This window comes from Euzebya tangerina (genome assembly GCF_003074135.1).
Taxonomy (GTDB): domain Bacteria; phylum Actinomycetota; class Nitriliruptoria; order Euzebyales; family Euzebyaceae; genus Euzebya; species Euzebya tangerina.
In genome coordinates this window covers 271,254-298,237 of the sequence record NZ_PPDK01000003.1, presented here as the reverse complement: position 1 = coordinate 298,237, position 26,984 = coordinate 271,254, and the positions used below count along the sequence as shown (strand labels likewise).

The 26,984-nt window shown below is 68.9% G+C and carries 19 protein-coding genes and 1 pseudogene; 5 read left to right on the top strand and 15 right to left on the bottom strand.

Annotated features, from left to right (window positions below):
- Positions 1 to 6 precede the first annotated feature (6 nt).
- Positions 7 to 2,100 carry a polyphosphate kinase 1 gene (gene ppk1, locus C1746_RS19775; protein ID WP_205712012.1) on the top strand — a complete coding sequence of 698 codons (2,094 nt, stop codon included), beginning with the start codon at positions 7 to 9 and terminating at the stop codon, positions 2,098 to 2,100.
- 5 nt (positions 2,101 to 2,105) lie between these two features.
- On the opposite strand, the gene C1746_RS19770 is transcribed toward ppk1, so the two are convergent.
- Positions 2,106 to 2,777, bottom strand: a complete 672-nt coding sequence (locus C1746_RS19770) for a phosphate signaling complex PhoU family protein (protein ID WP_162868003.1) — start codon at positions 2,775 to 2,777, stop codon at positions 2,106 to 2,108.
- A gap of 183 nt (positions 2,778 to 2,960) precedes the next feature.
- Here C1746_RS19770 and C1746_RS19765 point away from each other — a divergent pair, with 183 nt between their 5' ends.
- From C1746_RS19765 to nth, 3 genes are read left to right on the top strand one after another with little or no spacing between them, the layout of a single operon-like run.
- Positions 2,961 to 3,644 carry a response regulator transcription factor gene (locus tag C1746_RS19765; RefSeq protein WP_116716679.1) on the top strand — a complete coding sequence of 228 codons (684 nt, stop codon included), beginning with the start codon at positions 2,961 to 2,963 and terminating at the stop codon, positions 3,642 to 3,644.
- A 28-nt stretch (positions 3,645 to 3,672) separates the two neighbouring features.
- On the top strand, positions 3,673 to 4,893 hold the full coding sequence (locus C1746_RS19760) for a sensor histidine kinase (RefSeq protein ID WP_116716481.1): 1,221 nt from the start codon (positions 3,673 to 3,675) through the stop codon (positions 4,891 to 4,893).
- A 48-nt stretch (positions 4,894 to 4,941) separates the two neighbouring features.
- Positions 4,942 to 5,682 (top strand): endonuclease III, encoded by a 741-nt coding sequence (nth, locus tag C1746_RS19755; protein ID WP_116716480.1) that lies wholly within the window; start codon positions 4,942 to 4,944, stop codon positions 5,680 to 5,682.
- Between the two features lie 122 nt (positions 5,683 to 5,804).
- On the opposite strand, the gene C1746_RS23280 is transcribed toward nth, so the two are convergent.
- The 5 genes and pseudogenes from C1746_RS23280 to C1746_RS19735 all read right to left on the bottom strand — a co-directional run bounded on the left by C1746_RS23280 (position 5,805) and on the right by C1746_RS19735 (position 18,552).
- Complete coding sequence (locus C1746_RS23280; RefSeq protein WP_414627944.1) at positions 5,805 to 6,395, bottom strand: cell wall-binding repeat-containing protein; 591 nt, start codon at positions 6,393 to 6,395, stop codon at positions 5,805 to 5,807.
- Positions 6,396 to 6,688: 293 nt separating this feature from the next.
- A pseudogene (locus tag C1746_RS23275) lies at positions 6,689 to 8,533 on the bottom strand (fibronectin type III domain-containing protein); the annotation flags it as partial.
- Between the two features lie 450 nt (positions 8,534 to 8,983).
- The gene (locus tag C1746_RS19745; protein WP_116716478.1) at positions 8,984 to 12,112 is read right to left on the bottom strand and encodes a cell wall-binding repeat-containing protein; all 3,129 of its coding nucleotides are present in this window, start codon (positions 12,110 to 12,112) and stop codon (positions 8,984 to 8,986) included.
- Positions 12,113 to 12,375: 263 nt separating this feature from the next.
- Positions 12,376 to 15,360 (bottom strand): cell wall-binding repeat-containing protein, encoded by a 2,985-nt coding sequence (locus C1746_RS19740; protein ID WP_162868001.1) that lies wholly within the window; start codon positions 15,358 to 15,360, stop codon positions 12,376 to 12,378.
- A 129-nt stretch (positions 15,361 to 15,489) separates the two neighbouring features.
- Positions 15,490 to 18,552, bottom strand: a complete 3,063-nt coding sequence (locus C1746_RS19735) for a cell wall-binding repeat-containing protein (RefSeq protein ID WP_162868000.1) — start codon at positions 18,550 to 18,552, stop codon at positions 15,490 to 15,492.
- Between the two features lie 198 nt (positions 18,553 to 18,750).
- Between C1746_RS19735 and C1746_RS19730 the strand changes: the two genes are divergently transcribed.
- A complete protein-coding gene (locus tag C1746_RS19730; protein ID WP_205712011.1) occupies positions 18,751 to 20,361 on the top strand; it encodes a bifunctional AfsR/SARP family transcriptional regulator/alpha/beta hydrolase in 1,611 nt (536 codons plus the stop codon).
- Here C1746_RS19730 and sigJ read toward each other — a convergent pair.
- The 9 genes from sigJ to C1746_RS19695 form a co-directional block, all read right to left on the bottom strand.
- A complete protein-coding gene (sigJ, locus tag C1746_RS19725) occupies positions 20,358 to 21,221 on the bottom strand; it encodes an RNA polymerase sigma factor SigJ (protein WP_116716475.1) in 864 nt (287 codons plus the stop codon). The two genes, C1746_RS19730 and sigJ, sit on opposite strands and share 4 nt — an antisense overlap.
- 5 nt (positions 21,222 to 21,226) lie before the next feature.
- A complete protein-coding gene (locus C1746_RS19720; protein ID WP_162867999.1) occupies positions 21,227 to 22,159 on the bottom strand; it encodes an NAD-dependent epimerase/dehydratase family protein in 933 nt (310 codons plus the stop codon).
- 112 nt (positions 22,160 to 22,271) lie between these two features.
- Entirely contained in the window at positions 22,272 to 22,979 is a 708-nt protein-coding gene (locus C1746_RS22270; RefSeq protein ID WP_162867998.1) for a hypothetical protein, read from the bottom strand.
- Positions 22,980 to 22,992: 13 nt separating this feature from the next.
- The gene (locus tag C1746_RS19715; protein WP_116716473.1) at positions 22,993 to 24,498 is read right to left on the bottom strand and encodes a TrkH family potassium uptake protein; all 1,506 of its coding nucleotides are present in this window, start codon (positions 24,496 to 24,498) and stop codon (positions 22,993 to 22,995) included.
- A gap of 3 nt (positions 24,499 to 24,501) precedes the next feature.
- Complete coding sequence (locus C1746_RS22265; protein ID WP_162867997.1) at positions 24,502 to 24,663, bottom strand: hypothetical protein; 162 nt, start codon at positions 24,661 to 24,663, stop codon at positions 24,502 to 24,504.
- Positions 24,660 to 25,340 carry a potassium channel family protein gene (locus C1746_RS19710; protein ID WP_116716472.1) on the bottom strand — a complete coding sequence of 227 codons (681 nt, stop codon included), beginning with the start codon at positions 25,338 to 25,340 and terminating at the stop codon, positions 24,660 to 24,662. The genes C1746_RS22265 and C1746_RS19710 overlap by 4 nt, the downstream gene beginning before the upstream one ends.
- The gene (locus C1746_RS19705) at positions 25,341 to 25,994 is read right to left on the bottom strand and encodes a potassium channel family protein (RefSeq protein ID WP_116716471.1); all 654 of its coding nucleotides are present in this window, start codon (positions 25,992 to 25,994) and stop codon (positions 25,341 to 25,343) included.
- A 112-nt stretch (positions 25,995 to 26,106) separates the two neighbouring features.
- Positions 26,107 to 26,523: an Hsp20/alpha crystallin family protein gene (locus C1746_RS19700; protein ID WP_116716470.1), complete on the bottom strand. Its 417-nt coding sequence runs from the start codon at positions 26,521 to 26,523 to the stop codon at positions 26,107 to 26,109.
- A 116-nt stretch (positions 26,524 to 26,639) separates the two neighbouring features.
- Positions 26,640 to 26,948, bottom strand: a complete 309-nt coding sequence (locus C1746_RS19695) for an EthD family reductase (RefSeq protein ID WP_116716469.1) — start codon at positions 26,946 to 26,948, stop codon at positions 26,640 to 26,642.
- Positions 26,949 to 26,984 lie beyond the last annotated feature (36 nt).

Here is a 26,984-nt window from a genome sequence, read left to right as displayed (position 1 = left end):
AGTGCGATGGATGACGCTCACGACCTGGACCCCCTGCGCCACCTGCCGACGATGCCGCCCGGTACGCGATACGGCGACCGGGAGCTGTCGCAGCTGTCGTTCAACACCCGGGTGCTGGCCCTCGCGGCCGACCCGGAGGTGCCGCTGCTGGAGCGCGTCGCGTTCTGTGCCATCTTCTCCGGCAACACCGACGAGTGGGTCCAGAAGCGCCTGCAGTTGGTGCGCGACGACGCCAGCCGCGGCAACGACGCCAGCAGCTGGCTGGCGGGCACCAACCTGCTGGCCACCGTTCACGGGATACTGGCGGACACGGCGAAGGCGCAGTCGCGGATCTGGCGCGAGCAGCTGGTCCCGGCCCTTGCCGACGAGGGCATCCACGTGGTCGACCACGATGCGTTGGATGATGACCAGCGGGCCCAGTGCTCGAGGGCGTTCGAGCGGCGCATGTTCCCGATCCTCACGCCGCTCGCGATTGATCCAGGTCGGCCGTTCCCGCACATCTCCTCGTTGTCGCTGAACCTCGCCGTCAGGGTCCGGACGGCCCGCGACGAGGAGTCCTTCGCGCGCATCAAGGTCCCCCGGACCCTCGGCCGCTTCGTGGAGCTGTCGGGCCCCGACGACACGGTGACCCTGGTGCCGACCGAGCAGGTAGTGGCCGCCCACCTGCACGTCATGTTCCCCGCGATCACCGTGATCGAGCACGGGGTCTTCCGCGTGACCCGCTTCGCGCACCAGTTCTTCGAGGAGGAGCAGGCCGAGGACCTCCTGGACGCGATCGAGACCGGGCTGCTCGAGCGCCGCTTCGACAGGGTGGTGCGGGTCGAGGCCCAGGAGGGCATGCCGGACGGCCTGCTCGGACGCTTCGTCGAGGAGTTCGACGTCGAGGAGGGCGCCATCATCACGGTGCCCGGGCCGCTCGACCTGGAGGGTGCATGGCAGATCGCCGGCCAGGACCGGCCAGGGCTGCACTACCCGCAGTGGTCCCCACGGGTCCCGGCGGCCCTCGGTCAGACCGAGGACATCTGGGCAGCCATCCGTGCCGGCGACGTCATGGTTCATCATCCCTACGACGACTTCGAGCGCTCGACGCAGGCATTCATCCAACGGGCCGCCTCCGACCCCAAGGTCATGGCGATCAAGCTGACCATCTACCGCACCACCGGCCGGAACTCCCCGATCGTCGAGTCGCTGATCCGCGCTGCCGAGGCGGGGAAGCAGACCGTGGCGCTGGTCGAGTTGAAGGCCCGCTTCGACGAGGAGGCCAACATCCGGCGTGCCAAGGCGTTGGAGGCTGCTGGGGTCCATGTGGTGTACGGCCTCATCGGCCTGAAGACCCACACCAAGACCTGCCTCGTCATCCGGGAGGAGGACGGCGAGCTCCGGCGGTACGCCCACGTCGGGACCGGCAACTACAACCCCTCCACCGCCGGGATCTACGAGGACCTCGGGCTCTTCACGGCGGACCAGCGCGTCGGCGAGGACCTCTCCCACCTGTTCAACATGCTGACGGGCTACTCCGACGCCCAGCCCTACAGCCGTCTGCTGGTAGCCCCGGACGCCATGCGCGGCGAGCTGATGCGGCTGATCGGTCGCGAGACCGAGCGTGGTGCCGCCGGGCACATCACCATCAAGTGCAACAACCTGGTCGACCGCCAGGTCGTCGACGCCCTGTACGACGCGTCAGACGCCGGCACCCGGGTCGAGTTGTACGTCCGCTCGATGTGTGCCGTCGTGCCCGGCGTCGAGGGCCTGAGTGAGAACATCACCGTCCGGTCGGTGGTCGGCCGCTTCCTGGAGCACTCACGGATCTTCCGGTTCGGACCGCCGCGCAGCGACGACGTCGTCCACCTCATCGGCTCTGCCGACATGATGGCGCGCAACCTCGACAGCCGCGTCGAGGCCATCATCCCTGTCCTCGATCAGGCCAATCGGGCCCAGCTGGACGACGTCTTCGCCATCATGGCTGCCGACACCTGGTCGGCCTGGGACCTGCGCCCCGACGGCTCCTGGCACCGCTCGGGCACCAACCCCGAGACCGGCACCCACACCGTGCTCCAACAGCGAGCGAAGGAACGGGAGGCCGTACCCGACCCGGTCTAGGCCGATCAGGTCGTGTGGCGAGGGAGCCGTTCGCCTGTGGCGACGAACCCACCCTCACGGGCGATCTTCATGGCGTGGTCGCCGATGCGCTCGAGGTGCCGGCTGACCAGCACCATGTTGATGGACCACTCGGTTGCCGCGCGGCTGCCGACCGCGTGATCGATCAGGCGCGCCGTCAGTCCGTGGTGCAACTGGTTGATCTGGCGCTCGACGACGTCAAGTGGCTCGGTCGTCACCTGGCGGTGGCCGAACAGGTCCAGGCCGGTCCGGACGGCCCGCTCGGACCGCAGCCCCAACTCGTGGAGCTGCTGGACCAGCTGCGGGGCCATGGCGTGCTCGGCGTAGGATCCGGTGAGCCGCGCGATGTTGAGGGCGCCGTCGCCGATCCGCTCGATGCTGGCCAACACCCGCTGGAGGCTGAGCAGCAACCGCAGGTCGGCCGCCACCGGCCCCTGGAGGGTCAGGAGCTCGTACAGCCGGGAGTCGAGCTCGGCAACCCGCTCGTCCACCTCGTCGTCTGCCCGCCGAATTCGTCCCGCCACGGCAGGATCCGGCCGGCGTATGCTCGCGGCGGCGCCGCCGACCATGGACTGGACCTGCCGTCCGAGCAGCAGGATGCTGTCCTCCACCTCGGTCATCGCCGAGCGGAAGCCAACTCGCAATCCCTTGACGGGCATGCCGCGTACCGATCTGGTTGCTACAGGGGGTGTACGGTCGTCCATGGTGCCTGTCGTAAGGTCATGGACGGAGCTTCTGCTCTGAACCACGCTACAACCGATGGTGAATCGTCCGTGAACTCCCGCACCCGACGCCCTGCCAGCCGTCTCACGCGCCGGCCCGGCACCTACGCTGACGAACCGATGCCCAAGATCATGGTCGTGGAAGACGAACCAGCCATCGTCGAGGCCCTGCACTTCGGGCTTGGTTCGGAGGGGTTCGAGGTCGTCGCTGCCACCGACGGCAACGAGAGCATCGACTTGTTCAGGCGTGAGCGTCCCGATCTGGTGTTGCTCGACCTGATGCTGCCCGGCATGTCGGGCACGGAGGTCTGCAAGCGGCTGCGCAGTGACGCCGCCGTCCCGATCATCATGGTGACGGCCAAGGACTCCGAGATCGACCGGGTTGTCGGGCTCGAGCTCGGGGCCGACGACTACGTCACCAAGCCGTTCTCCATGCGGGAGCTGGCTGCCCGGATCCGGGCCGTGCTCCGACGTGGCGCGGACTGGGATGTGCCCGACCTGACCTCTCCGCTCGAGGTCCAGGGCATCCGGATCGACCCGGAGCGGCATGAGGTCACCGTCCGTGGCGAACTGGTCGAGCTGCCACCCAAGGAGTTCGCGCTGCTCGAGCTGCTGATCCGCAACGCGGGCAGGGTGATGACGCGTGATCTGATCATCGATCGGATCTGGGGTGCCGACTACGTCGGCGACACCAAGACCCTGGACGTGCACATCAAGCGCATCCGAGGTCGGATCGAGGAGGATCCGAAGGAGCCGACCTTGGTCGTCACGGTTCGCGGCGTGGGGTACAAGTTCACCGACTGAGCGGGCGCCGAGCGCGCACACTGGTGACGTGGACTCAGCTGGTCGCCGCTTCACCCTGCTCGGGCTGGTGGTGCTGTCCTTCATCGGCGGCCTCGTTCTTCGCGGGCCGGCCGCGGTGGTGGGCCTCGCGATCCTGGCGATCGCGGGATTGCTGTGGTGGCAGGCAGCTACTCGGGCCAGCGATGAGGAGCTGGCTCGCGAGCGCCGGGTGTTGGGGGAGCGACTGGACAGCGTCCGCCAGGACCGTCTCCAGGTCGAGCGACTGCTCGACGCCCTGCCGACTTCGGTCCTGCTGTTCGACGCCGATGGGGTCGCCTACGCCAACCCGGCTGCCACGGAGCAGTTCCAGATGCCAGATCCCCTGGGGCTGAGTCCGCTGCGGGCCCTGGGCGTCACATCCCTGGCCGAGGCGGTCGCCGAGACCAAGGCCACCGGAGACGACGTGACCGTGACCGCCACCCGTGACGGGCGCGAGCTGTTGGCCAGGGCCGCCACGACCGGCGGCGACGACACGGCACTCATCGTCACCGACCTCACTCACCTCAGGCGGGTGGAGGAGATGCGCCGGGACTTCGTCGCCAATGCCTCCCACGAGTTGAAGACCCCCGTGACCGGGATCTGGGCGTTGGCGGACAGCCTCGAGTTGGCGCTCGATCAGGACCCGGAGCGCGCACGGGCGATGGTGTCCCGGATCCAACTGGAGGCGATGCGGTTGTCCCAACTGGTTCGTGACCTGCTGGATCTGGCGCGGCTGGAGGAGAGCGCGGATGGCCGCGGCCGCGAACGCATCGACCTGGTCGATCTGTGCCGGCGTCAGATCGACCGGCTGAGCTCCATCGCCGAGGGTCGGGACGTGCACCTGTCGCTCGAGGCAGATGGCGACGCGTCGGTGATCGGCATCCGCGATGACCTGACGGTGATCGTCGGCAACCTCCTGCAGAACGCCATCCAGTACAACGAGTCGCAGGGGACGGTGGTCATCAGCGTCGCCCGCGACGGTCCGGCGGCAACCATCACCGTTCGGGACACCGGCATCGGCATCCCCGAGGCCGATCAGGAACGGATCTTCGAGCGCTTCTACCGGGTCGACAAGGCGCGCAGTCGGGCGGCGGGCGGTACCGGCCTTGGTCTGTCGCTGATCCGCCACGCGGTGGAGCGGCATGGCGGTGAGATCACCGTCCAGAGCGTCCTCGGCGAAGGATCGGAGTTCACGCTCACCCTGCCGGTGGATGGTCAGGCCAGCGACTGACCGCAGCGGATCGGTCGCGTGTCAGCGGTGGGTCCTAGGATGCCGGATATGCCTGACTCTCCCACCAACCGACCTTTGGATCGTGACAGCGGCAAGACCTTGCGCGCCCCCCACATCCTGGCCGCCCTGCTGGATGAGTACGACGGCGGGGTCATCGAGTTGGACCACTCCTCGCCCTTCGAGCTGCTCATCGCGACGGTGCTCTCGGCCCAGTCCACCGATGTCAAGATCAACGAGATCACCAAGACCCTCTTCACGAAGTACCCCGGTCCGGAGGACTACCTGGCGGTGCCGGAGGAGGAGTTGCAGGACGACATCCGGTCCAGCGGCTTCTTCCGCCAGAAGACCAAGTCCATTCGAGGTCTATGCCAGGCCCTGCTGGCCGACTTCGACGGTGAGGTGCCGCTGCGGATGGCCGACCTGGTCACCCTGCCCGGTGTGGCGAGGAAGACCGCGAACGTGGTGCTGGCGGGATCGGCCCCCGAGGCGCTGCTCGAGGACCCGGACGCGGGCATCGCCGTGGACACCCACGTCACCCGGTTGTCGAAGCGGTTCGGGTTCACCAAGCACAGCGATGCCGTCAAGATCGAGAAGGACCTGATGCGGCTGTTCCCGCGGGAGCACTACGGCTCGGCGAGTCTGGTGATCATCCTGCACGGCCGTCGGGTGTGCGATGCGCTCCGACCGGCCTGCGGCGGCTGTGTGGTGGAGGAGTGGTGCCCGTCGTCGTTGATCGCCGGCCGTCGGGACAAGGCGAAGCAGGCAAAGAGCTTGGGCGACCCGGCCTGACTCCTACCGGGAGACGTGCACGGGCTATGCGCGGGAAACGCACCACGAGTGCTGGTCGGTCGCCAACGTGAGAGGTTGGCCGGGCTGGGCACGCCCCTCACGCCGCGCCCAGCCCGAGCCCGTCAGGGGAGGAGTGCTGCCAGTTGGTCTTCGATGTGGTCCGGGAGGGCGGCGGTGCCGCCGATGAGGACGATCTGGTCGAGGCTGTTGAGGGTCTGGAGGTACTCGACGGTCTCCTGGGGGAGTTGGTCCGCGCCGCCGACGGCGAGCAGGATGGGGGCGCCGTCGGCTGCGGCGGCGGGTCCGGCGGCGAGGGCGTCGGGGAAGTTGGTGCCCACCGCGAGGTAGACGGTGTCGGGGTTGGGGAGGGTGGCAGCGATGGCTGCCGCGGTGGCGAACCGGTTGGGTCCGGCGAGTCGCCGGGTGGTGGCGCCTCCGGCGGCCTGTGATGCGGCGGCCAAAACGTCGTCGGGGATGACGGCGGTGCCGCCGACGGCGGTGATGCTGGTTGGTGGTGCCGGGGTGTCGGTGGTGCTGTCGACGCCGGTGTCTGGCCCGGTGTCGGTGGTGGTGTCGCTGCCGGTGTCGCGGGTGATCGCGGCGGTGGTGGTGTCGGTGAGGGTGTCGGGTGCGGTGAGCAGGATGGGTGCGCCTGCGGTGATGGGTCCGGCGGCGATGGCGTCGGGGAAGTTGGTGCCCAGGGCCAGGAACACCTCGGTGGGTCGCCGCCGGCGTTGAGGAGGGCGTCGGCGATGGCGGTGGCGGTTTCGAACCGGGTGGGGCCGGCCAGTCGTCGGGTGCTGGCTCTGTCTCCGGCAGAGCCGGCTGCGGTGAGGGTCTGGTCGCTGATGGCGGCGGTGCCGCCGAGGGCGATGACGGTGTCGGGGTCCAGTTGGGCCAGGGCGGTGGCGGTGGTGTCGGTGAGGGTGTCGGTGGCGGTGAGGAGAATGGGGGCGTCAAGTGCGGTGGCGAGTGGGACGCCGGCGAGGGCGTCGGGGAAGTCGCCTCCGGTCGCCAGGAGGACGGTGTCGACGTCGTCCGGGTCGAAGCGGTCCAGGGCGATGGTGGCGGCGGTACTGAACCGGTCCGGGCCAGCCAGCCTGACGATCTCGGTACCGGTACCGGTGTCGCTGGGATCGGGATCGCGATCCTGACCCTGGTCCGGGTCGGGGTCCGGCTGGTCGGTCGGGTCCGGCCCAGGCTGGTCGACCGCCGCTTGGGTGGTGAAGGTCACGGTGGCGCCTTGGGAGTTGCCAGCGGCCGTGACCGCCACCACCGTCGCGGTGTAGCCCGTCTCGGGTTGCAGCCCGGTCAGGGTCGCGGCCGTTGCCGCGCCGTTGGTGGTCTGGGTGGGGATGTCGGGTGGGTCCAGGGTGATCTGGTAGCTGTCGGGCTGACCGGTTGTCGGGGCCGTCCACGTCAGCTCAGCCGAGGTCTGATCCACCTCAGCGGTGGTCAGGTCAGTTACGGCGGTGGGCACCAGACCGGCGGCGTACACCTCCGTGGATCCCGACGTTCGAAGGTCGCCAGCAAAGGCCACGAAGGAGGAGTCAGGCGACACGTCCACCCGGATGACGGAGTCAGACTCAACCGGCGTGTCACTCAAGGGCCGCCGCGGACCAGAGCCGTCGATCGGGACGCTGAGCAGCTGCGCCGAGCGACCGACCACCTCGATCTGCCCGGATCTGACGTCCTCGACGTAGATCAGGCTCCTGCCATCGGGGGTTATCGATGCGAATTGTGCGTCCTGCGGATCCGCCGCGTCGGACAACTGGACCTGCCCGCCACCCACGCCGATCGGGGCCGAGTACAGGTCCTCCACCCCTGGTGTTGTGAGCTCGCCATCGAAGACCACATGCGTAGAGTCCGGGGACACGAAGAAGGTGGACAGGCTCACGTCTGGCGGCAAGGGGTCGTTCAGGCGGACCTGGCCATCGGTGGCACTGACGGGCGCTGAGAAGATCTCGGTGACACCGTTCGTCAGAAGATCACCTCGGTAGACAACCGACTCTCCATCGGGTGCGAGCCGCACGAGGGAGACGTCGCCCCCGGCGACCGGATCACTGTTCAGACGAACCGATGGGCCCCCTTCGATGGGGATGCTGAAGAGCTCGTCGACCTCGTCGGTCACCTGGTCGGCGCGGTAGATCACCCGGGATCCATCCGGTGTGATGAGCGGACTGCCCTGCTCCACGTCGCCACCGGATGTCAGCTCGGTGGTCAGCCGCACCGGGTCGTCGGAGCCGTCCGTCGGAACGCTGAACAGTTCGAAGACGTCGTTCACACGGATATCGCCGCGGAAGACCACCTGCGAGCCGTCCGGGCTGATCGTCGCGCCCCCGAACACCTCGCCGCCAGACGGGGGTGCGGTGTTCAAGGTCACCTGCTGACCCCTGGCATCGACGGGGGCGGAGTACAGCTCGATGACGTTGTTCCGGGTGAGGTCGCCGTCGTAGACCACCCGCGACCCATCAGGTGTGACCTCGAAGCGTCGAACGGTTCCGCCGGCAACGACATCGTCGTTGAGCCGGAGTGGCTGGCTGCCGTCGAGCAGGACGGAGAAGAGCTCCGACCGGCCTGCGCTGCTGGTCCGGAAGACCACACGGGCGCTGTCAGGCGTGAACGTGAACGAACTGGGGACGCGGCGATCACCGGGTGCGACGTTGAGTTGCACCGCGGGGCTCGAACCGTCCACAGGTGCCACGAACAGATCGGAGGCGCCCTCCGCCAACAGGTCGCCGACGAAGGCCACTCGAGAGGAGTCCGGGCTGAGCTGGAAGACGTTTACGTCCCCATCGGCGGGGACTGGCTCAGGGTTGAGGCGGGTCGGCGCAGCCGTGCTCCCGTCCATGGGAACCGACCACAGATCGAACCGACCGGCACCCTCCAGGTCGGCAAGAAGGATGGCGTGGGTGCCGTCCGGCGTGAGTTCCAGCGCGCGGATGACGGCAGGGTCTCCCCCTGCGTCCACCACGAGAGATTGGATCCCGTACCCAGGGTTGCCGGCTGCGGCAGCCGGATCGGCCGTGATGGTGACGAGGGTGCTGGCGAGGAGGGCGGACACGAGCAACGTGACGGTGACACGTTGCATCGAGGCGATCCTGACGGCGGTTGGGCGGGGGTCCATGGCTTTCTCCGGGCGGGGGTGAAGGAACGGCGTCGTGACCGGCGTTGGCACTGACGATCACGGTGGCGGGTGTCGGTGTCAGCGGCGTGTCACGCGGGTGTCACCGCTGCCGACGCTCCCCTGTACGGAGCGCCGGGCCGGGTGGTTCGCGATCGTGTTCGATGACCGCCTAGATCAGCCCAGGACGGCATCGAGTTGCGTCTCGATCTGCTCGGGGATGGCGGTGGTGCCGCCGATGAGGACGATCTGGTTGAGGTCATCGAGGCTTTGGAGGTACTCGACGGTCTCTTGGGGGAGTTGGTCTGCGCCGCCGTTGGCGAGGAGGATGGGTGCGTTGTCGGCTGCTGCGGCGGGTCCTGCGGCGAGTGCGTCGGGGAAGTTGGTTCCCACTGCCAGGTAGACGGTGTCGGGGGTGGGGAGGGTCCCGGCGATCGCGACCGCAGTGGCGAATCGGTTGAGTCCGGCGAGTCGGTTGGTGGTGGCCCCGTCGGCGGCCAGGCTGGCCGCGACGAGGACGTCGTCGGCGATGACCGCCGTGCCGCCCGCGGCGGTGATCTGGTCGGGTGGCGCGGGTGTGGCGGTGGTGGTGTCGGCACCTGTGTCTGTGCTGGTGTCACTGCTGGTGTCGCGGGCGATGGCGGCCGTGGTGGTGTCGGTGAGGGTGTCGGGTGCGGTCAACAGGATGGGTGCGCCGTTGGTGATGGGGCCGGCGGCGATGGCGTCGGGGAAGTTGGTGCCCAGGGCCAGGAACACCTCGGTCGAGTCACCCCCAGCGTCGAGGAGCGCGCCCGCGATCGCTGCTGCGGTCTCGAATCGGGAGGGTCCGGCGAGACGTTGCGTCGCCGCCCCGCCGGCGGCCAGACCGGCAGCGTCTAGGGTCGGCTCGGCGATGGCGGCAGCGCCACCCAGTGCGATGACCGTGTCGGGGTCCAGTTGGGCCAGGGCGTCTGCGGTGGTGTCGGTGAGGGTGTCAGTTGCGGTGAGCAGGATCGGGGCGTCAAGTGCGGTGGCCAGTGGGACGCCGGCGAGGGCGTCGGGGAAGTCGCCGCCGGTGGCCAGCAGCACGGTGTCGACGTCTCCGGGGGTGAAGCGGTCCAGGGCGATGGTGGTGGCGGTGGTGAACCGGTCAGGGCCGGCCAGCCTGACGATCTCGGTACCGGTACCGGTGTCCTCACCCGGCTGTTCCGGGTCACCAGGGTCGCCCGGATCACCTGGATCGCCTGGGTCGCCCGGCTCGGCTGGGTCACCGGGATCACCGGGATCACCCGGATCGCCTGGATCTCCGGGCGCGGGATCGGCAGGCTCAGGAGCCGGGACTGCCGTGGTGGTGAACGCCACGGCGGCGTCGGCGGAGTTGCCGAGTTCGTTGGTGGCCACCACCGTTGCGGTGTAGGCCGTGTCGGGTCGCAGCCCGCTCAAGGACGCACCCGTCAGTGCGCCGTCGATGACCTGGGCAGCAGCATCCGGCGGGTCGACCGTGATCTGGTAACTGTCCGGCTGCCCGGAGGCTGGCACCGTCCAGGTCAGCTGGGCTGAGGTCGTATCCACCTCGCTGGCAGTCAGGTCGGTGACGGGAGACGGCCTTAAACCCGAGGCGTAGATCTCCGTCTCGCCGGCGCCTCGCAGGTCGCCGGTGAACAACACGAAGGTTCCATCAGGCGAGATGACGCGGTCGTCGATCCTGTCAGCCTCCACCGGCCGATCGGACACCGGCGTCCGCGGGGCTGAGCCGTCGATCGGGACGGTGAAGAGACGGGAGTTCTGGATGGTCGGCTTGATCCGTCCGATGAGGACGTCCTCGCTGTACACAACCGACAGGCCGTCAGGCGTGAAGAGGGGCAGCCTCGCCTCCTGGGGCCCCTGCCCGTCGCTGAGAAGTACCTGGTCGCCTTCGACGCCGATCCGGAGGGAGTACACGTCGTTCACACCCGGCGTGGTCAGCTGGCCCTGGATGACGACGTGTTCGGCGTCGGGCGACATCTGGAAGGTGAACAGGCTGAGTCCCTCCGGCAGGGGGTCGTTCAGGCGGACCTGACCGCCGGGAGCGTCGACGGGCGCCGAGAAGATCTCGCGCTCGTTGTCCGTCACCAGATCGCCCAGATAGACCACCGCGGCGCCGTCGGGCGTGAGCTTCGGGGAGAGGACCGCCCCGCCACCCACCGGATCGCTGTTGAGCCGGATCGACTGGCCTCCCTCCACCGGGACGCTGAAGAGCTCCTGGACGTTGTTGACGCGTTGGTCGGCCAGGTAGACCACGCGGGAGCTGTCCGGTGTGATTGCGGCGTCGAAGATGGCCACGTCGCCGCCGAACGGCAGGTCCGGGTTCAGTCGAACCGGGTCGGCGGAGCCGTCGATCGGCACGCTGAACAGCTCGTTGACCAAGTCGGCGTTGAGGTCCGCGTGGAAGACCACGCGTGTGCTGTCCGGGGTGATCTCCTGCAGCCGGCCACGCAGGACGGCACGGTCGGCGCTGGACGCGGTGACCAGCCGGACCTGTTGCCCACTGGCATCCACGGGGGCCGCGTACAGCTCATTGAACCCTGCACGCCTGCCCTCACCCTCATACACGACTCGACTGCTGTCGGGCGTCAAGATGACGGAGGAGAATCCGCCGCCGGCTGGGACGTCGTCGCTCAACCTGATCGGGTCGCCGCCGCCGACGGGGGCCGAGAACACCTCGAACTGGTCGGGGCCGGCGGTCTCTGCGCGGAAGACGACTCGCGCGCCGTCGGGGGTGATCTCGAAGTCCGTCTCGACGTTCTGACCGCCTGCTGGCCCCACGTTCAGGCGGACGGCCGGCGCCGAGCCGTCGACGGGGATACTGAAGAGCTCATTGGTGCCGTCGGTCAGCACATCGCCGACGAACAGCACTCGTGTGGAGTCAGGGCTGATCGCGAAGTCGACGATGAAACCGCCTGGGATGAGTGGGTCCGGGCTGAGCCGTGTCGGCGTCGCCGTGCTCCCGTCGAGGGGGAGGGACCACAGCTCGAACCGGCCAGGCACCTCCAGGTCGGCGCGGAAGACCGCCCTCGTGCCGTCCGGGGTGATCACTGGCCGCGACAGCTCGTTGGGCTGGTCCCCAGATTCGAGGACCAGGTCTTGGATGCCGAAGCCTGGGTTGCCGGCGGCCCCTGCCGGCACGGCAGTTCCGGCAACCAGCGTGCTGGCCAGCACTGCGAGGAGGAGCACAGCGGCGATCCATCGCTGCAGATGGCCGGGTACGTCGCGTTGCGCCGGGAGGGCGATCGTGGCTGGCGAGGTCACGGGTGTGGTCGGGCGGGTCATGGTGCGGCGGGGGGTCATGGTGTCTCCTGGCTGGGTGGGGCTCACCGAGGCGTGATGGTCGGGCGAGCAGTGATGACGGTGGAGCAGCGGGGTGTCAGGGGCGTGTCACCGGGCTGTCACGTGTGCGGACATGCCGCAGTACGGAGCTGCCGGCCGGTCGGTTCGCACAGCCCGCATGTGGATGCCGTGGCGGCGCGATCTCTCGCGCTCAGCACGTCCCCGAGGCACGGCAGGGCCGGGCGTGCCCTGGCAAGCGCGCCCGTCAGCGGGCGTGTTGGTCGCTAGCCGAGCAGTCGGGTTAGCTCATCAACAATGGTGTCGGGGATGGCGGTGGTGCTGCCGATGAGGACGATCTGGTCGAGGGTGTCCAGGGTCTGGAGGTACTGGACGGTCTCAGTGGGGAGGGTGTCGGCGCCGCCGACGGTCAGGAGGATGGGTGCGTCCTCGGTTGCGGCGGCGGGTCCGGCGGCGAGGGCGTCGGGGAAGTTGGTGCCTACGGCCAGGTAGACCGTCTGTGGGTTGGGGAGGGTTTCGGCGACTGCTGTGGCGGTGGCGAATCGGTTGGGTCCGGCCAGCCGGTTGGTGGCGGCGCCTGCGGCGGCTTGTTCTGCTGCGTTCAGGAGGCTGTCGGGGATGACCGCGGTGCCGCCGACGGCCGTGGTGCGCTGGGGCGGCGGTGGGATGTCATCCCCGGTCTCGCGGGTGATCGCTGCGGTGGTCGTGTCGGTGAGGGTGTCCGGGGCGGTGAGCAGGATGGGTGCGCCCGCGTTCATGGGTCCGGCGGCGATGGCGTCAGGGAAGTTGGTGCCCAGGGCCAGGAACACGCTCGTGGGGTCACCACCGGCGTCCAGGAGGGCGTCGGCGATGGCGGTGGCGGTTTCGAACCGGGAGGGTCCGGCCAGACGAGATGTGGTGGCCCCGTCGGCAGCGAGACCGGCGGCGTCCAGGATGGCCTGTTGGATGGCGGCGGTGCCGCCGAGGGCGATGACGGTGTCGGGGTCCAACGCCGTGAGGGCGTTGGCGGTCGTGTCGGTGAGGGTGTCGGTGGCGGTGAGCAGGATCGGTGCGTCCAGCGCGGTGGCCAGCGGCACGCCGGCGAGGGCGTCGGGGAAGTCGCCGCCGGTGGCGAGCAGGACGGTGTCGACGTCTCCGGGCTCGAAGCGGTCCAGCGCGATGGTGGTGGCGGTGGTGAACCGGTCGGCGCCGGCCAACCGGACGGTCTCGGTCTCACCACCGTCGTCATCCCCCGGGTCGCCTGGATCGCCCGGGTCGCCCGGGTCGCCTGGGTCGCCCGGATCGGCAGGGTCTCCGGGGTTGGGGGTTGCAGCGGTGATGAACGCATTTGTGGTTTCGCGGGAGTTGCCCACGTCGTTGGTGGCCACCACGGTCGCGGTGTACTCGGTCTCGGGTTGCAGCCCGGTCAAGGTCGCGGACTCCAGCGCGCCATCGATGGTCCGGTCGGCGATGTCGGGCGGGTCCAGCGTCATCCGGTAGGTGTCGGGTTGACCGGTCGTCGGGGCGGTCCAGGACAGCTCCGCCGTCGTCGCGCCGACTGCGCTGGCAGCCAGGTCGGTGACCGGCGCTGGGGACAGACCGGAGGCGTAGATCTCTTCCACGTCCGCCGTCCGCAGGTCCCCGAGGAACACCACAAAGGATGAGTCCGGGGCTGGCTGGATGCTCCGGATCGAGTCCGACTGGACCGGGACGTCGGTGAGCGGTCGTGCGGGCGCGGACCCATCGATCGGAACCACCACGGCCTGCGCGAACGCACCGGTCGAGGAGCCCTGCTGGTCGGGCACCGCTTCGGTGTAGATCACGAATCGGCCATCCGGTGTGATCAGCTCGTCATCTGCGGTCGCCGGTACGTCCACATCACTGAGCTGCACCTGAGTTCCACTGACGCCGACCTGCGCGGCGTACACATCGACCACATCCGGGGTCGTCAGCTTGCCGGGGAAGACCACACGCTCGGAATCCGACGAGAGGTCGAAGCGGGTCAGGCTCTCGCCCGGAGGCAGCGGACCGTTCAGGCGGACCTGAGCGCCACCGGCGTCCACCGGTGCCGAGAAGATCTCGCGCACCTCGTCGGTCAGCAGATCACCGAGGTAGACGACGGACTCACCGTCAGGTGTCAGCTCGAAGCGGAGGATGTCGCCCTCGCCTGCCGGATCACTGCTGAGGCGGACTGACGGGCCACCCTCCAGCGGCACGCTGAAGATCTCCTGTACCTCATCGACGCGCTGGTCGGCCAGGTACACCACCCGGGAGCCGTCGGCGGTGATGTCGAACTGGCTCCTGGTGACGTCGCCGCCAACCACCGGCTGTGGGGTGAGCACGACCGGGTCCGCCGAGCCGTCGACCGGGGCCCTGAACAGCTCCGACACGCCCGAAACTCGCAGATCGCCGCTGAAGACGACGTGTGTGCTGTCCGGTGTGACGACCAACCGGCCCTCGACATCGCCGTCAGGGGGAGGGGGCGCATTGAGACGGACCTGTCCGCCGGCGGCGTCAACTGGTGCGCTGTACGCCTCGAACACGCCGGTGGTCGTGCCGACCGCACGGTAGACCACCCGGCTGCCGTCGGGTGTCACCACGAAGGTCGAGACCCCTCCACCCTCGGGGACATCGTCATTCAAGCGGACCGGCTGCCCGCCGGTCGCGGGAGCCGAGAACAGCTCCAGAATCGGATCGTCACTCGTGGCCGACCGGAAGATCACCCGCTGGCTGTCGGGCGTGAACGCAACGGACTGGCTGACGCCGAAGCCCTCGGCAGGGCCGATGTTGAGGCGGGTGGCCGGCTTGGATCCGTCGACCGGGACGACGAACAGGTCCCGTCTGCCGTCGCTCAGCACGTCGCCGTTGAAGACGACGTGGGTGGAGTTCGGGCTGATCGTGAACCCCCCGACGAATCCACCGGCGACCGGCTCCGGGCTCAGCCGGGTCGGGGTCCTCGCGCCGCCATCCAACGGAATCGACCAGAGGTCAGGGCGACCCTCGACCTCGAGATCAGCCGTGAAGACCGCGGTGGCGCCATCCGGGGTGATCCGGACCTGTCGGACGCTCGTTGGCCGATCGGGGCTCTCGACGACGACCGTTTCCAGCCCGAATCCGGGGTTGCCCTGCGCGTGGGCAGGCAGCGCTGTGGTTGCAGCCAGCGTGCTGGCCAGCACTGCAACCGCCAGCATGGCGGCCAGCAGCCGCGGGACGGGCAGTGCGCGAGTTGGAGTGGTTGTTGTTGATGGGCGTGCGGCGGCGCGGGAAGCCATGCGGGTCTCCTGGTGGACGTGTGACGGGTTGGAGTGTGAGTTGGACAGGTGGTGTGACTGCAGGCCGGGATCAGAGGTGGTGCCGGGCGCGCCCCTCACAGACACGCCCAGCACCCATCTCTTGCGCCACTACTCGACGAGGCGGGTGATCTCGTCGGCGATGGTCTCGGGGATGGCGGTGGTGCCGCCGATGAGGACGATCCGGTTCAGGGTGTCGAGGCTCTGGAGGTACTGGACGGTCTCTTGGGGGAGTTGGTTGGCGCCGCCGACGGCCAGGAGGATGGGGGCGTTGTCGGCTGCGGCGGCGGGTCCGGCGGCGAGGGCGTCGGGGAAGTTGGTGCCGACGGCGAGGTAGACGGTGTCGGGGTTGGGGAGTGTTTCGGCGATCGCTGTTGCGGTAGAGAATCGGTTGGGTCCGGCGAGCCGTTGGGTGGTGGCGCCGTCGGCGGCTTGGCTGGCGGCGGCCAGCACGGTGTCGGGGATGACGGCGGTGCCGCCGGCGGCGGTGATGCGGTTGGGCGGGGGTGTGTCGGTGGTGGTGTCGACGCCTGTGTCTGTGCTGGTGTCGCGGGTGATCGCTGTGGTGGTGGTGTCGGTGAGGGTGTCGGGGGCGGTGAGCAGGATGGGTGCGCCTGCGGTGAGGGGTCCCGCGGCGATGGCGTCGGGGAAGTTGGTGCCGAGTGCCAGGAAGACTTCGGTGGGGTCGCCGCCGGTGTCGAGGAGGGCGTCGGCGATTGCGGTGGCGGTCTCGAAGCGGGTTGGTCCAGCGAGCCGCTGGGTGGTGGCCCCGTCGGCGGCGAGACCGGCTGCCTCGAGTGTTGGGTCTTGGATGGCGGCGGTGCCGCCGAGGGCGATGACCGTCTCGGGGTCCAACGCTGCGAGGGCGTTGGCGGTGGTGTCGGTGAGGGTGTCGGTGGCGGTGAGGAGAATGGGGGCGTCCAGGGCTGTGGCCAGGGGGACGCCGGCGAGGGCGTCGGGGAAGTCGCCACCGGTGGCCAGTAGGACGGTGTCGACTTCGTCAGGGGTGAACTGGTTCAGGGCGATCGCTGAGGCGGTGGTGAACCGGTCGGGTCCGGCCAGCCGCACGATCTCGGTCTGGGTCGCCGTGTCAGCGCCCGGATCGCCCGGCTCGCCCGGGTCACCCGGCTCGCCTGGGTCGCCGGGGTCGCCCGGCTCGCCCGGATCACCTGGATCGCCCGGGTCACCCGGGTCGCCGGGGTCGGAGGCCGCGGCGGTGGTGAAGCCGACGGTGGTGCCGGGGGAGTTGCCAGCGTCGTTGACTGCCACCACCGTCGCGGTGTAGCCCGTCTCGGGTTGCAGCCCGGTCAGGGTCGCGGCCGTTGCCGCGCCGTCTACGGTCTGGGTGGGGATGTCGGGTGGGTCGATGGTGACCTGGTAGCTGTCGGGCTGACCGGTGGTCGGCGGCGTCCATGACACCGTCGCGGTCGTCGCGCTGACCGCGTCCACGGTCAGATCGCCAATTGGTCCGGGCAGGCCCAGTGCCGAGGCATAGAGCTCATCGCCGCCGGTGCCGCGGAGTGCGCCGCGGTACAGCACGAAGGTCTGCTCGGAGGAGATGGCGAAGCCGCCGATCACATCGTCCTCGACGGGATCGTCAGAGAGCCGCGTCGGCGGCGCCGCGCCATCGATCGGGACGCTGGACAACTGGGCACCTGTGGTGTCCTGGTCGAGCTCGTCGACGACCACGGCCTCGCGATAGACCACTGACCGGCCATCCGATGTGATGGTGGAGAGCTCCACGTCCCGCCTCTCGGTCCCATCGCTCAGCCGGACCTGCGTACCCTCGACCCCGATCTCGGCCGAGTACAGGTCCTTCACACCCGGCGTCGTCAGCTCACCCTCGTAGACCACGCGTTGCCCGTCAGGAGATACCTCGAAGAAGGACGGGCGCTGCCCCGGTGGCAGCGGGTCGTTCAATCGGACCTGCCCGCCGGGTCGGTCGACAGGAACCGAGAAGATCTCGTCGACCCCGTCAGTGAGGAGATCGCCGGTGAAGACCACGGACTGCCCGTCTGGTGCAAGCCGCGCGAGCCCGACCGAGCCTCCTGGAACCGGGTCGCTACTCAGTCGGGTGACCGGACCGCCGTCGATGGCGACGCTGAAGACCTCTTCGACGGTGTTGAGACTCCGCAGGCCGGAGTAGACCACCCGGGTGCTGTCCGACGTCACGTCCACGAAGAAGCCAACTTGGGCACCGGTTGGCAGGTCGGGGCTCAGCCGAACTGGCTCGGTGGTCCCGTCGAGCCGGACGCTGAACAGCTCGGCCACCCCGTCGGTGCGCAGATCGGCACGGACGACAACGCGGCTGCTGTCTGAGGAGACAACCAGACCCCCGAGCAGGACCTCGCGTGTGGAGCTCGGCGCAGCTACCAGCCGGAGTTGCTGCCCGGTGGCATCGACTGGTGCGCTGTAGAGATCGGACCGGCCATCAGTAACGCCCTCGCCCCGGTAGACCACTCGGGTCCCGTCTGGGGTCAGACTGAGGTTGAAGAACCCCCCGCCCGTCGGGACGTCGTCGCTCAGCCGTATCGGCTCGCCGCCATCCACGGGGGCCGAGAACACCTCGAACTGCTGAGGCCCGGCCGTCGCCGCGCGGAAGACCACTCGTGCGCTGTCGCTGGTGATCGCCAAGGCCCTCGAGACAGGCTGACCCTGAGCCGGGCCCACGTTCAGCCGGACGGCGGGTGCCGAGCCGTCGACCGGGACCGTGTACAGCTCGTCGGCACCGTCGGTCAGGAGGTCGCCGGTGAACAGCACTCGGGTGCCGTCCGGGGTCAGCCTGGCGGTGGTGACATCTCCTCCGGGCGTGTCAGGCGCCGGGCTGAGGCGTGTCGGCGTTGGCGTGCCCTGGTTGAGGGGAATCGACCACAGCTCCCGCAGCCCGGGTACGTCGAGGTCCGCCGTGAAGACGGCCCGCGTCCCGTCGGGGCTGAGGGCGAGCTGACGGATGTCGGTCGGCTCATCGCCGGCCTCGAGGACCAGGGACTGGATCCCGAACCCGGAACTGACCTGGGCCTGGGCCGGTCCGGTCCCGATGACGAGGCTCAGCGTGCTGGCGATCAGCGCGCCCACGAGTACCGACGACAGCAGTCGACGCGTTCGGCCCCCGCCACGGCTGGGCAGTGGTGGAGGCGTCGTGGAGGGCGCGCCGGCTGGTGGACGGGTGGTCATGGTGGATGCTCCTGGCAGGACGGTGCGAGCGGTGAGCCGTGTGTGCTGGTGATCAGGCACGGCTTCGACGGTCACGGTGGTGGATGGCGGTGTCAGCGACGTGTCACGCGGGTGTCACCGCTGCCGACGCCACCCTGTACGGAGCGATCAGCCGAACGGTTCACCAACCGGTCACACGGGTCATCTATCGTCCGGGGCGTGAGCATCTCGGTCCTCGGGCCGGCCGGTGTCCGCCGGAAAGACGGCGCCGTCGAGCCGCTCCCATCCCGCCGCCAACGCCAGGTCCTCGTGGTCCTTGCGATGTTCGCTGACTCCGCCGGCGTCTCGCCCGAGCGGATCGCCGACCTGGTATGGCTGGACGACACGCCGAGCGACCCCCGGGCAACCGTTCGGACGGTTGCGTCCCGCCTCCGCCGCAGCCTGGTCCCCGTCGCGACCATCGAGACGGCCCCAACCGGCTACCGGCTGGTCGTTGCCGAGGGGAGCCTCGACCTCCACGAGATGGCGCTGTTGGCCCGACGCCGGCCCGACATGGACGACGCCGAGCGGCTGGCCCAATTGGAACGCATCGACGTGTTGTGGCGGGGGGATCCGCTTCCAGAGGTCGAGCATCCCGAGGTCGAGGCGCAGCGCCAGCAACTTCGGCGGCAGCGCACGGACCTGCAGCAGGAACGCGGCGCCCTGCTCGTCGCCTCATCTCGCTACGTCGAAGCCGCCGCCCTGTGCGACGACCTCGTGGCCATGCACCCGCATGACGAGGGACCCGTCGTGGTCCTGGTCGAAGCGCTCTATGGGCTTGGGCGTCATGCCGATGCGCTGGCGGAGATCCGGGCTCTGCGGGAGCGGCTGGTCGAGGACCTGGGCGTGGACCCATCGCCGGAGATCGAGCGACTCGAGCGGGCCGTCCTCGAACAGCAGTTGGACGTCGAATCCCACACCGCGCCCCCCGAGCCACTGCCGAGCGTCACGCAGCGGATCCAGTTCCACCACACACCCGACGGGGTCCGGATCGCCTACGCAACCTCCGGCCAGGGTCCTTGGCTCGTCAAAGCCGCCAACTGGATGTCGCATCTGGACTACGACTGGGCCAGCCCGATCTGGCGCCACTGGTGGACCGATCTGTCCCGCGACCACACCCTGCTGCGCTACGACGAACGGGGCAGTGGCCTGTCCTCAGCCGAGGTCGAGTTCTCGTTCGACGCCTGGGTCGACGACCTCGAGCAGGTGGTTGACGCGGCCGGCGTCGAGCGGTTCCCCCTGCTCGGCATCTCCCAGGGTGGCGCCGTGGCGATCGCCTACGCCGTGCGGCACCCCGAACGGGTCAGCCACCTCGTGCTGTGGGGTGCCTACGGCCTGGGACGGACAGCCCGGGCATCCAGCGAGGAGGGGCTCCGCGAGGCCGAGCTGAACGTCGAGTTGGCCCGCGCCGGGTGGGGGACCGACAACGCCACGTTCCGACAGGTGTTCACCGCTCAGTTCATGCCGGACGGCACGCGTGCGCAGTGGGAGGCGTTCAACGAGCTCCAACGCCGGACCTGCTCACCGGAGAACGCCGCCCGCTTCATGCGTGTGTTCGGAGACATCGACGTGCTGGATCTGGCCACGCAGGTCACTGTCCCCACACTGGTGATGCACTCCCGAGACGAGATCCGCGTGCCACCTGCAGCCTCCACCACGTTGGCGAGCCTGATCCCGGGCAGCCGACTGACCATGCTACCCAGTCGCAATCACATCCTCGCCGCCGATGAGCCGGCCTGGCCGATGTTCCTCGCCGAGCTCCGCTCGTTCGTGAACTCGACTCCGGGCTAGCGGTCTGCCCGCAGCGCAGTCAGCTTGGCGGGGTTGCGGATCGCGTGGATCGCCAGAACCAGATCGTCCTCCGTGTGCAGGACCCAGACGGTGTCGACGGCGCCGTCCTCCCGGCTGACCACGATCGCTGGTTCGCCGTTGACCTCGCGCAGGGTGATCGCCCACCCCACCGGCCGGAGCCCTGCAAACTGGTGCACCCGCCTCGCCACCAGCTCCGCGCCGCGGGCCGGATGCCGGCTGGCCGGGACCACACCGCCACCGTCTGCCACGAAGGTCACATCGGGCGCGAGCACGGCCATCAGCGCCTCGAGGTCCCCGCCATCCGCCGCTTGGGCGAACCGCCGCGCCACGGCCTCCCGGCGCTCGCCATCGCGGTCATACCGTGGCCGACCGTCGTCCAGGTGGGCCCGTGCTCTGGAGGTCACCTGCCGGACGGCTGCCGGTGTGCGCTCGAGCATCGCGGCGACCTCGTCGTGGGCGTAGCCGAAGACGTCGTGCAGCAGGAACGCTGCCCGCTCCAGCGGTGAGAGGCGCTCGAGGACGACGAGGAAGCCCAGGGTCAGGCTGTCGGCCAGATCAGCCGCATCCGCAGGGTCGGGTGTGTCAGTTGCGATCGGCTCGGGCAGCCACGGGCCGATGTAGGCCTCCCGTCGCCGTTGCGCGGACGTCAGCCGGTCCAGGCAGATGCGGGTCGTGACCGTCGTCAGCCAAGCCTCCGCATTGTCGATCGGACCATCGTGGCCGGTGTACCGCAGCAACGCCTCCTGCACCGCGTCCTCCGCCTCACCCCGCTCACCGAGCATCCGGTAGGCCAGCGCGATGAGCCGCTGCCGGTTCTGGGCGATCCTGGCGTCATCCATGACGGTTACGCACCGCTGTTGGTGTCCAGAGCGCGGAGCACGGCGCTCCACCCGTCCCGCCGGTGTCCGAACGTCGGTCGCCATGACGTCTGGTCGCGCAGCCGACGGTTCGACACTCGTTGGGATCGCGACACCATGCCGATCACCTCGCCCACGCCTCGGCCTAATCGGGCGAAGGACCTGATGACCAGGTCGGGGGTCCGACGGACACGACGGTCCAGCAGTTCGCTCAGCAGTTCGGCGTGGTCGGCGTGGGTCAGCGGTTGGTCCTCCACGACGTTGTAGGCGCCGGCCGGTGCGTCAAGTGCGGCGACGACCGCAGCGGCGGCGTCATCGACGTGAATCCAGGGTTGGTGTGCGCTGGCACGCCCGGGCAGGGTCAGCAAGCCCCGGCGCGCGGCGGCGATGAGGTCGGCCGTCTGCGCCGAATCCGCGGAGTAGAACATGCCGAAGCGCAACGCCACGCCCACTCCGCCGGCCTCGGTCACGTGCCGCGTCGACGCCTCAGCCGCGAGAACCGCTTCGGCGTAGGGTGCCGGCTCCAGTCCCGTCCCCTCGTCGATCCACCGGTCGCCGTGGTCGGGGTAGACGAAGCCCAGCGCCTCCTGCACGTACCGGGACGCACCCGTCGCGAGCGCCCCCTCGACCAGGTTCCTGGCCCCCTCCGTCCGGAGCCGGGATGTCATCTCCCACGCAGATGGCCGCAACATCGCGGAGGATGACGGGATCGCCGTCGCCAGATTCATGACGACATCGTGTCCGGCCGTCGCTGCGACCACCGCAGCCCGGTCGAAGAGGTCGACCGCCACCGGCTCGGCACCCAGTTCACGAAGGACGGCTGCCTTCGCCGGGCCCCGCGCCACGGCAGTCACCGTGTGGCCCTCGGCGATGAGCGCCGGGACGACCCGTCGGCCGAGCACACCTGTTGAACCTGCCACGAAGACCTGCACGCGCCACCCTCCGAGGGATCGACTGAGTTGGGACACCAGATCGACGAGACAGCCGACTGATCTGTGACATGACCCAGGTGAACAGTTCCCGTCACGCCCGTCAGATCCGTCGTCGACGCTCCAGGATCGTGATGCCCACGGCGCCGACGAAGGCCACGACGGCGACAGCAGCGCGGCCCGGGGCGGCCGGACGCTCCAAGAACTCCCCTTCCCGGAGCACCACCGCCTGTTCCGCCCTGATGATGGCCACCTCACCGGTGGCATCATCGATCCGTTCGAAGCGCCCGACCACCTCCACCACGTCGCCGTGCACAGCAGGGCCGCCGACCATCTGCACCTGCGCCGCCAGGTCAGGTGGGAACAGGACACCGATACCTGCGTTGCCGCCGCGGAAGTCCCGGTGGGTCGGCAGCGGAGCGCCCTGTTGGCCGTACGCGTCGTCGTTGAGCTGGATCCACACACCCTCGCCTTGGGACAACCTGGCGCCGATGGCCTCACCGGTGTAGCGCACCAGACGGTCGTCCCAGCTCTGCGGGCAGTCGTAGAGCTCGCCGGACGTCACCACCAGCGATAGCGACGGCTCTGAGGCAGCCTCCTCCCGATCCTCGCCTTCGCGGCCCTCATCCAGCTCGCACGGCACCTCCTCCCGCAGGCTGTCGATGGCGCTGTCAGCGGGCGGGGACAGCGGACTGGTCGCGGGCTGGTCGAATCGGAGCAGGTACGACAGACCGATCAGGGCGACCACGCCCAGCAGCGCCAGGACCGTGTAGGCGCCGACGGTCCGGCGGGACGGCGGTGGGGTCCTCATCGCGCCACCGACCTCACGCCTTCCCCCGGATCACGCTGACGACGTATCCGACGAGGGCGAAGATGCTGATGAACTCGAGCCGGCCGACGACCATCTGCAGGATGTACACGACCTTGAGCGGCGTCTCCAGGTCGGGTCGGGCAAGCCCGACCGACAGTCCACCGGAGCTGGCGGCTGCCACCGACTCGAACAGGGCCAGCTCGAGCGGATAGCCGTAGAACAGGCCCAGAACCGCGCCGACCGCGTACAGCGAGAGCCACAGCAGCACGAACAGGGCCGCATCCCGAACCTGTGGCGCCTTGAGGATGCTGCGTCCGCCGGCGTGATAGCTCTCCACGATCACGGCGTCCTCGGGCAGCAGGACTCGCCGGATGTCGTGGCGCAGTCCCTTGAGGACCAGGCCCAGCCGGATGGCCTTGAGGCCGCCAGCCGTAGAGCCGGCCATCCCGCCGATCGCCATGCCGGTCACGATCACGGCCGGCGCGAGGACGCCCCAGTCGGTGACGTAGAGCCGTCCTGGCACCGTGCCGAGTCCTGTTGTGGTCTGCGCGCTCACCGTGTTGAACAGGGCATGGCGGTACAGGGGCAAGAAGGTCTCGAAGGTTCCCGAGCGGACCAGCCCGATGACCATGACGGTCAGCAGCACCATCACCGAGGTGAACAGCATGCGTGTCTCGGTGTTCTTGAACAGCTCGCTCCTCCGTCCCTGCCAGAGCTGGTAGTGCAGCGCGAAGCTGAAGGCGCCAGCGACCATGATCACGAGCAGAACCGCTTCCACGGACTGCGATCGGTAGAACGCCACGGAGCTCGACTGCGTCGCGAAGCCGCCCGTGTCGAAGGCGGCGATGAACAGGTTGAAGGCGTGGTAGAGGCCGTCGAGCACCGGGAGGCCGGCCGTGGTGACTGCGGCCCACAGCAGGCTGGTACCGATCAGCGCGTAGACCAGGGCCACACGCCAGATGAACCGGGCGGTCCGGACGATGTTGGGAAGGATGACGTCCTCGCGGCCCTCACCCGTGTACAGCGTGCCGAGCCGAGCCGCGCCGGTCGAGAAGGCCGTCAGGATGATGACCACGATCCCCTGCCCACCGAGGAAGTGCATCAGGTGGCGCCAGAAGTTGACGCTGCGCGCCATGTGGTCCAGGTCGTTGGCCAGCGTCAACCCGATGGTGGCGATGCCCGACATGCCCTCGAAGTAGGCGTCGAGGAAGCTGGCGTAGTGGCCGCTCATGAACAGCGGCATGGCGCAGAACACCGGGGCCGTCAACCAGGCCAGGGACACCGTGGCCAGTGCATGGGAGGAGTCCAGACGCTTCGCGGTCTGCAGGTACAACTCGGCTGCTCGCCCGGTGATGACCGCCAGGGATCCGCTCAGCAGGAAGCTCCACCCGTCGGCGAACTCGCCGTAGATGACGGCCAACACGGCTGGCAGGGCCATGGCCAACCCGACCCCGAAGATGACGCGGCCGGTGTACAGCAGGATCAGGCGCAGATCGTCGCTGCCGGGGCGGAACAGCATGGGTCAGCCGATCAGCAGCAGCGCCGCGCCGCAGATCGCGGCAGCCAGGGCGGCGACCAGCAGCATCGCCGCCGCGACCAGCGCGATTCCGGTGAGGCCACCTTGCAGCGGGTTGTCGTCCACGGTGTCGCGGATGCCTCGGTCTCCACTCGGGCCCTGGCTCATGGGTGCGGCCGATCGGGCGCGGAGGGATCGAGGATCGCCCCGCGGAGAGCGGTCTCGAGCTCGGGCGTCGTCAAGGCGATCACCTGATCGCCCGGGGCCAGGAACGTGTCACCGCGCGGGATGACGGTGTCCTCACCGCGGAAGACGCAGACGAGCACGGATTCCTGGGGCAGCTCCAATTGGGCCACATTCCGCCGGTAGCTGGCGAAGTCGTGTGGGACGTCGATCTCGACCAGGTTCACCTCCCCAGCACGCAGGGTGTACAGGTGGATCAGCTCGCCGACGGTCGCCTGCTCGCGGATGAGGCGTGAGATCAACGTCGTGGTGGAGACGGCCTCGATGCCCATCGCCTGGAAGAGCTCTTCGTTTCGCGGCGAGTTGACGCGCGACAGGACGCGATCGACCCCGAAGGTGATGGTCGCGAGTTGGCAGGAGACGTAGTTGACGTCGTCGTTGCGCGTGGTTGCCACGAAGACGTCGGCGCGCTCGGGGCGGGCCTGCTGGAGGTACTTGACGTCGGTGGCGTCCCCGCGGATGACGAGCAGGTCGTAGAGGCGCTGCAACCCCTCGGTGCGCTCCGGGATCTGCTCGATGATGGTGACCTGGTGGCCGTCCTCCAACAGGTCCGAGGCGATCGCACGCCCCACCTTGCCGCCGCCGGCAATGACTGCGTACATCTAGGTGCCCCCGGCCAACAACGTGCGGAGCCGAGCCGCCCCGCTCCGCTTCACGGCGCAGACGACGACGTCGTCGGTCAGGAACCGGTCGTCCTGACGTGGAATGCGGCTGCGCGTGCCCCGGATGTACTTGGCGACTCGTGTGTCACCCTCGGACTCGACCTCCGCCACGCTGACCCCCCGTCCTGCTGCGGTGACCAGCACTTCGACGACCTGCACCTGATCGGTTGACTCGGCCAGGTGGACCGGGAAGGAGTCCGGCTGGATGTCGTTGCGGACCGCAGCGACGATCATCGAGGTCTCGGAGATGTAGCGAACCCCCATCTTCCGATAGGACGGCTCCCGCTGGGGGTTGAACAGGCGTGCGACCGTGTGGGGGACGTCGAAGAGGCGGCCGGCGATCTGGACGGCCATCAGATTGGCGTTGTCGGAGGGGGTGACGGCCGCGACGGCGTCGGCGCGCTCGATGCCCGCCCGGGACAGGACCTCCCGATCGGTGATGTCACCGAGGACGGTCTCGCCGTTGAAGTTGATGCCGATCTTCGCAAAGGAGCCCTGGTCGTTGTCGATGACGACGACGTCGTGGCCCTCATCGCTCAGGCGTTCGGCGAGTTCCGCGCCAACCCGGCCGCAACCTCCGACGATGATGTGCATCAGCGCGGAAGTGTAGGACCGCAGGCGGCCGGATTTGCGGAGAACCCCCACAGCAGTGCGCCCCCCACCAGCGTCTGGTGAGGGGCGGGAGACCTGCGTGGGCGCAGATGTGCTAGGCGTCGATCGCCTCGCGGCTTCGCGTGTCGATCTGGACCTTCTGTGGCTGCGACTCGGGCCGGATCGGGATGGTGACGGTCAGCACGCCGGCGTCGTAGTTCGCCGAGACGTTGCCGGCGTCCAGTCGGTCACCCAGGCGAACCTGGCGGCTGTGGGTGCCGGTCGGCCGTTCGCGGATCAGCCAGTTGACATCAGCCGGGTCCGCCTCGTGGCGGCGCTCAGCGGTCACGGTCAGGAGGCCGTGTTCGACCGTGAGGTCGACGTGCTCGGCGTCGGCCCCGGCGAGGTCGAACTTCAGGGTGTAGGTGCCGTCCTTCTCGTAGGCGTCCATCGGCATGCGGACACCCTGGTTGCGAGAGGCGTTGCCGAGGAAGCGGTCGATCTCCTCGAAGGGGTCAAGCAAGCGGGTCATGGGGTGGGACCTCCTCAGGTTGGTCGTTCAGCTCGAGTGCGCTGCCGGGATCCCCGGCGGTCACGAATGACGCCAGTATAAAACCTGATAGAGGTTCTATCAACTTGGAAATCGAGCTACTCCCCGATCATCATCTCCGCCGAATTGCCGTACTTCTGGGTCATGCCCATGGCGTGCTTCGACGCCTCCATCATCGACTCGTCCCCCATGGCCGCCTGCATGTCCTCGGCCGAATCCCACTCGGCGTGGAACATCAGGTGGTAGGCCGGTTCGGTTCGCCGTGGGGTCCCGGTGAAGACCGTCACGCTGTGGCTGGCCATGTTCGGGAAGCGCGCGGCGATCGGGACGTGGTCGGCCTTGTACTCGGCCACGAACCCCTCGGGGTCGTCGGCGGGCTTGGTGTAGAGAACGGTCAGACTCGGCATGTCGGGCTCCAGTTGGTCAGTCGACGGGGGTTCGTG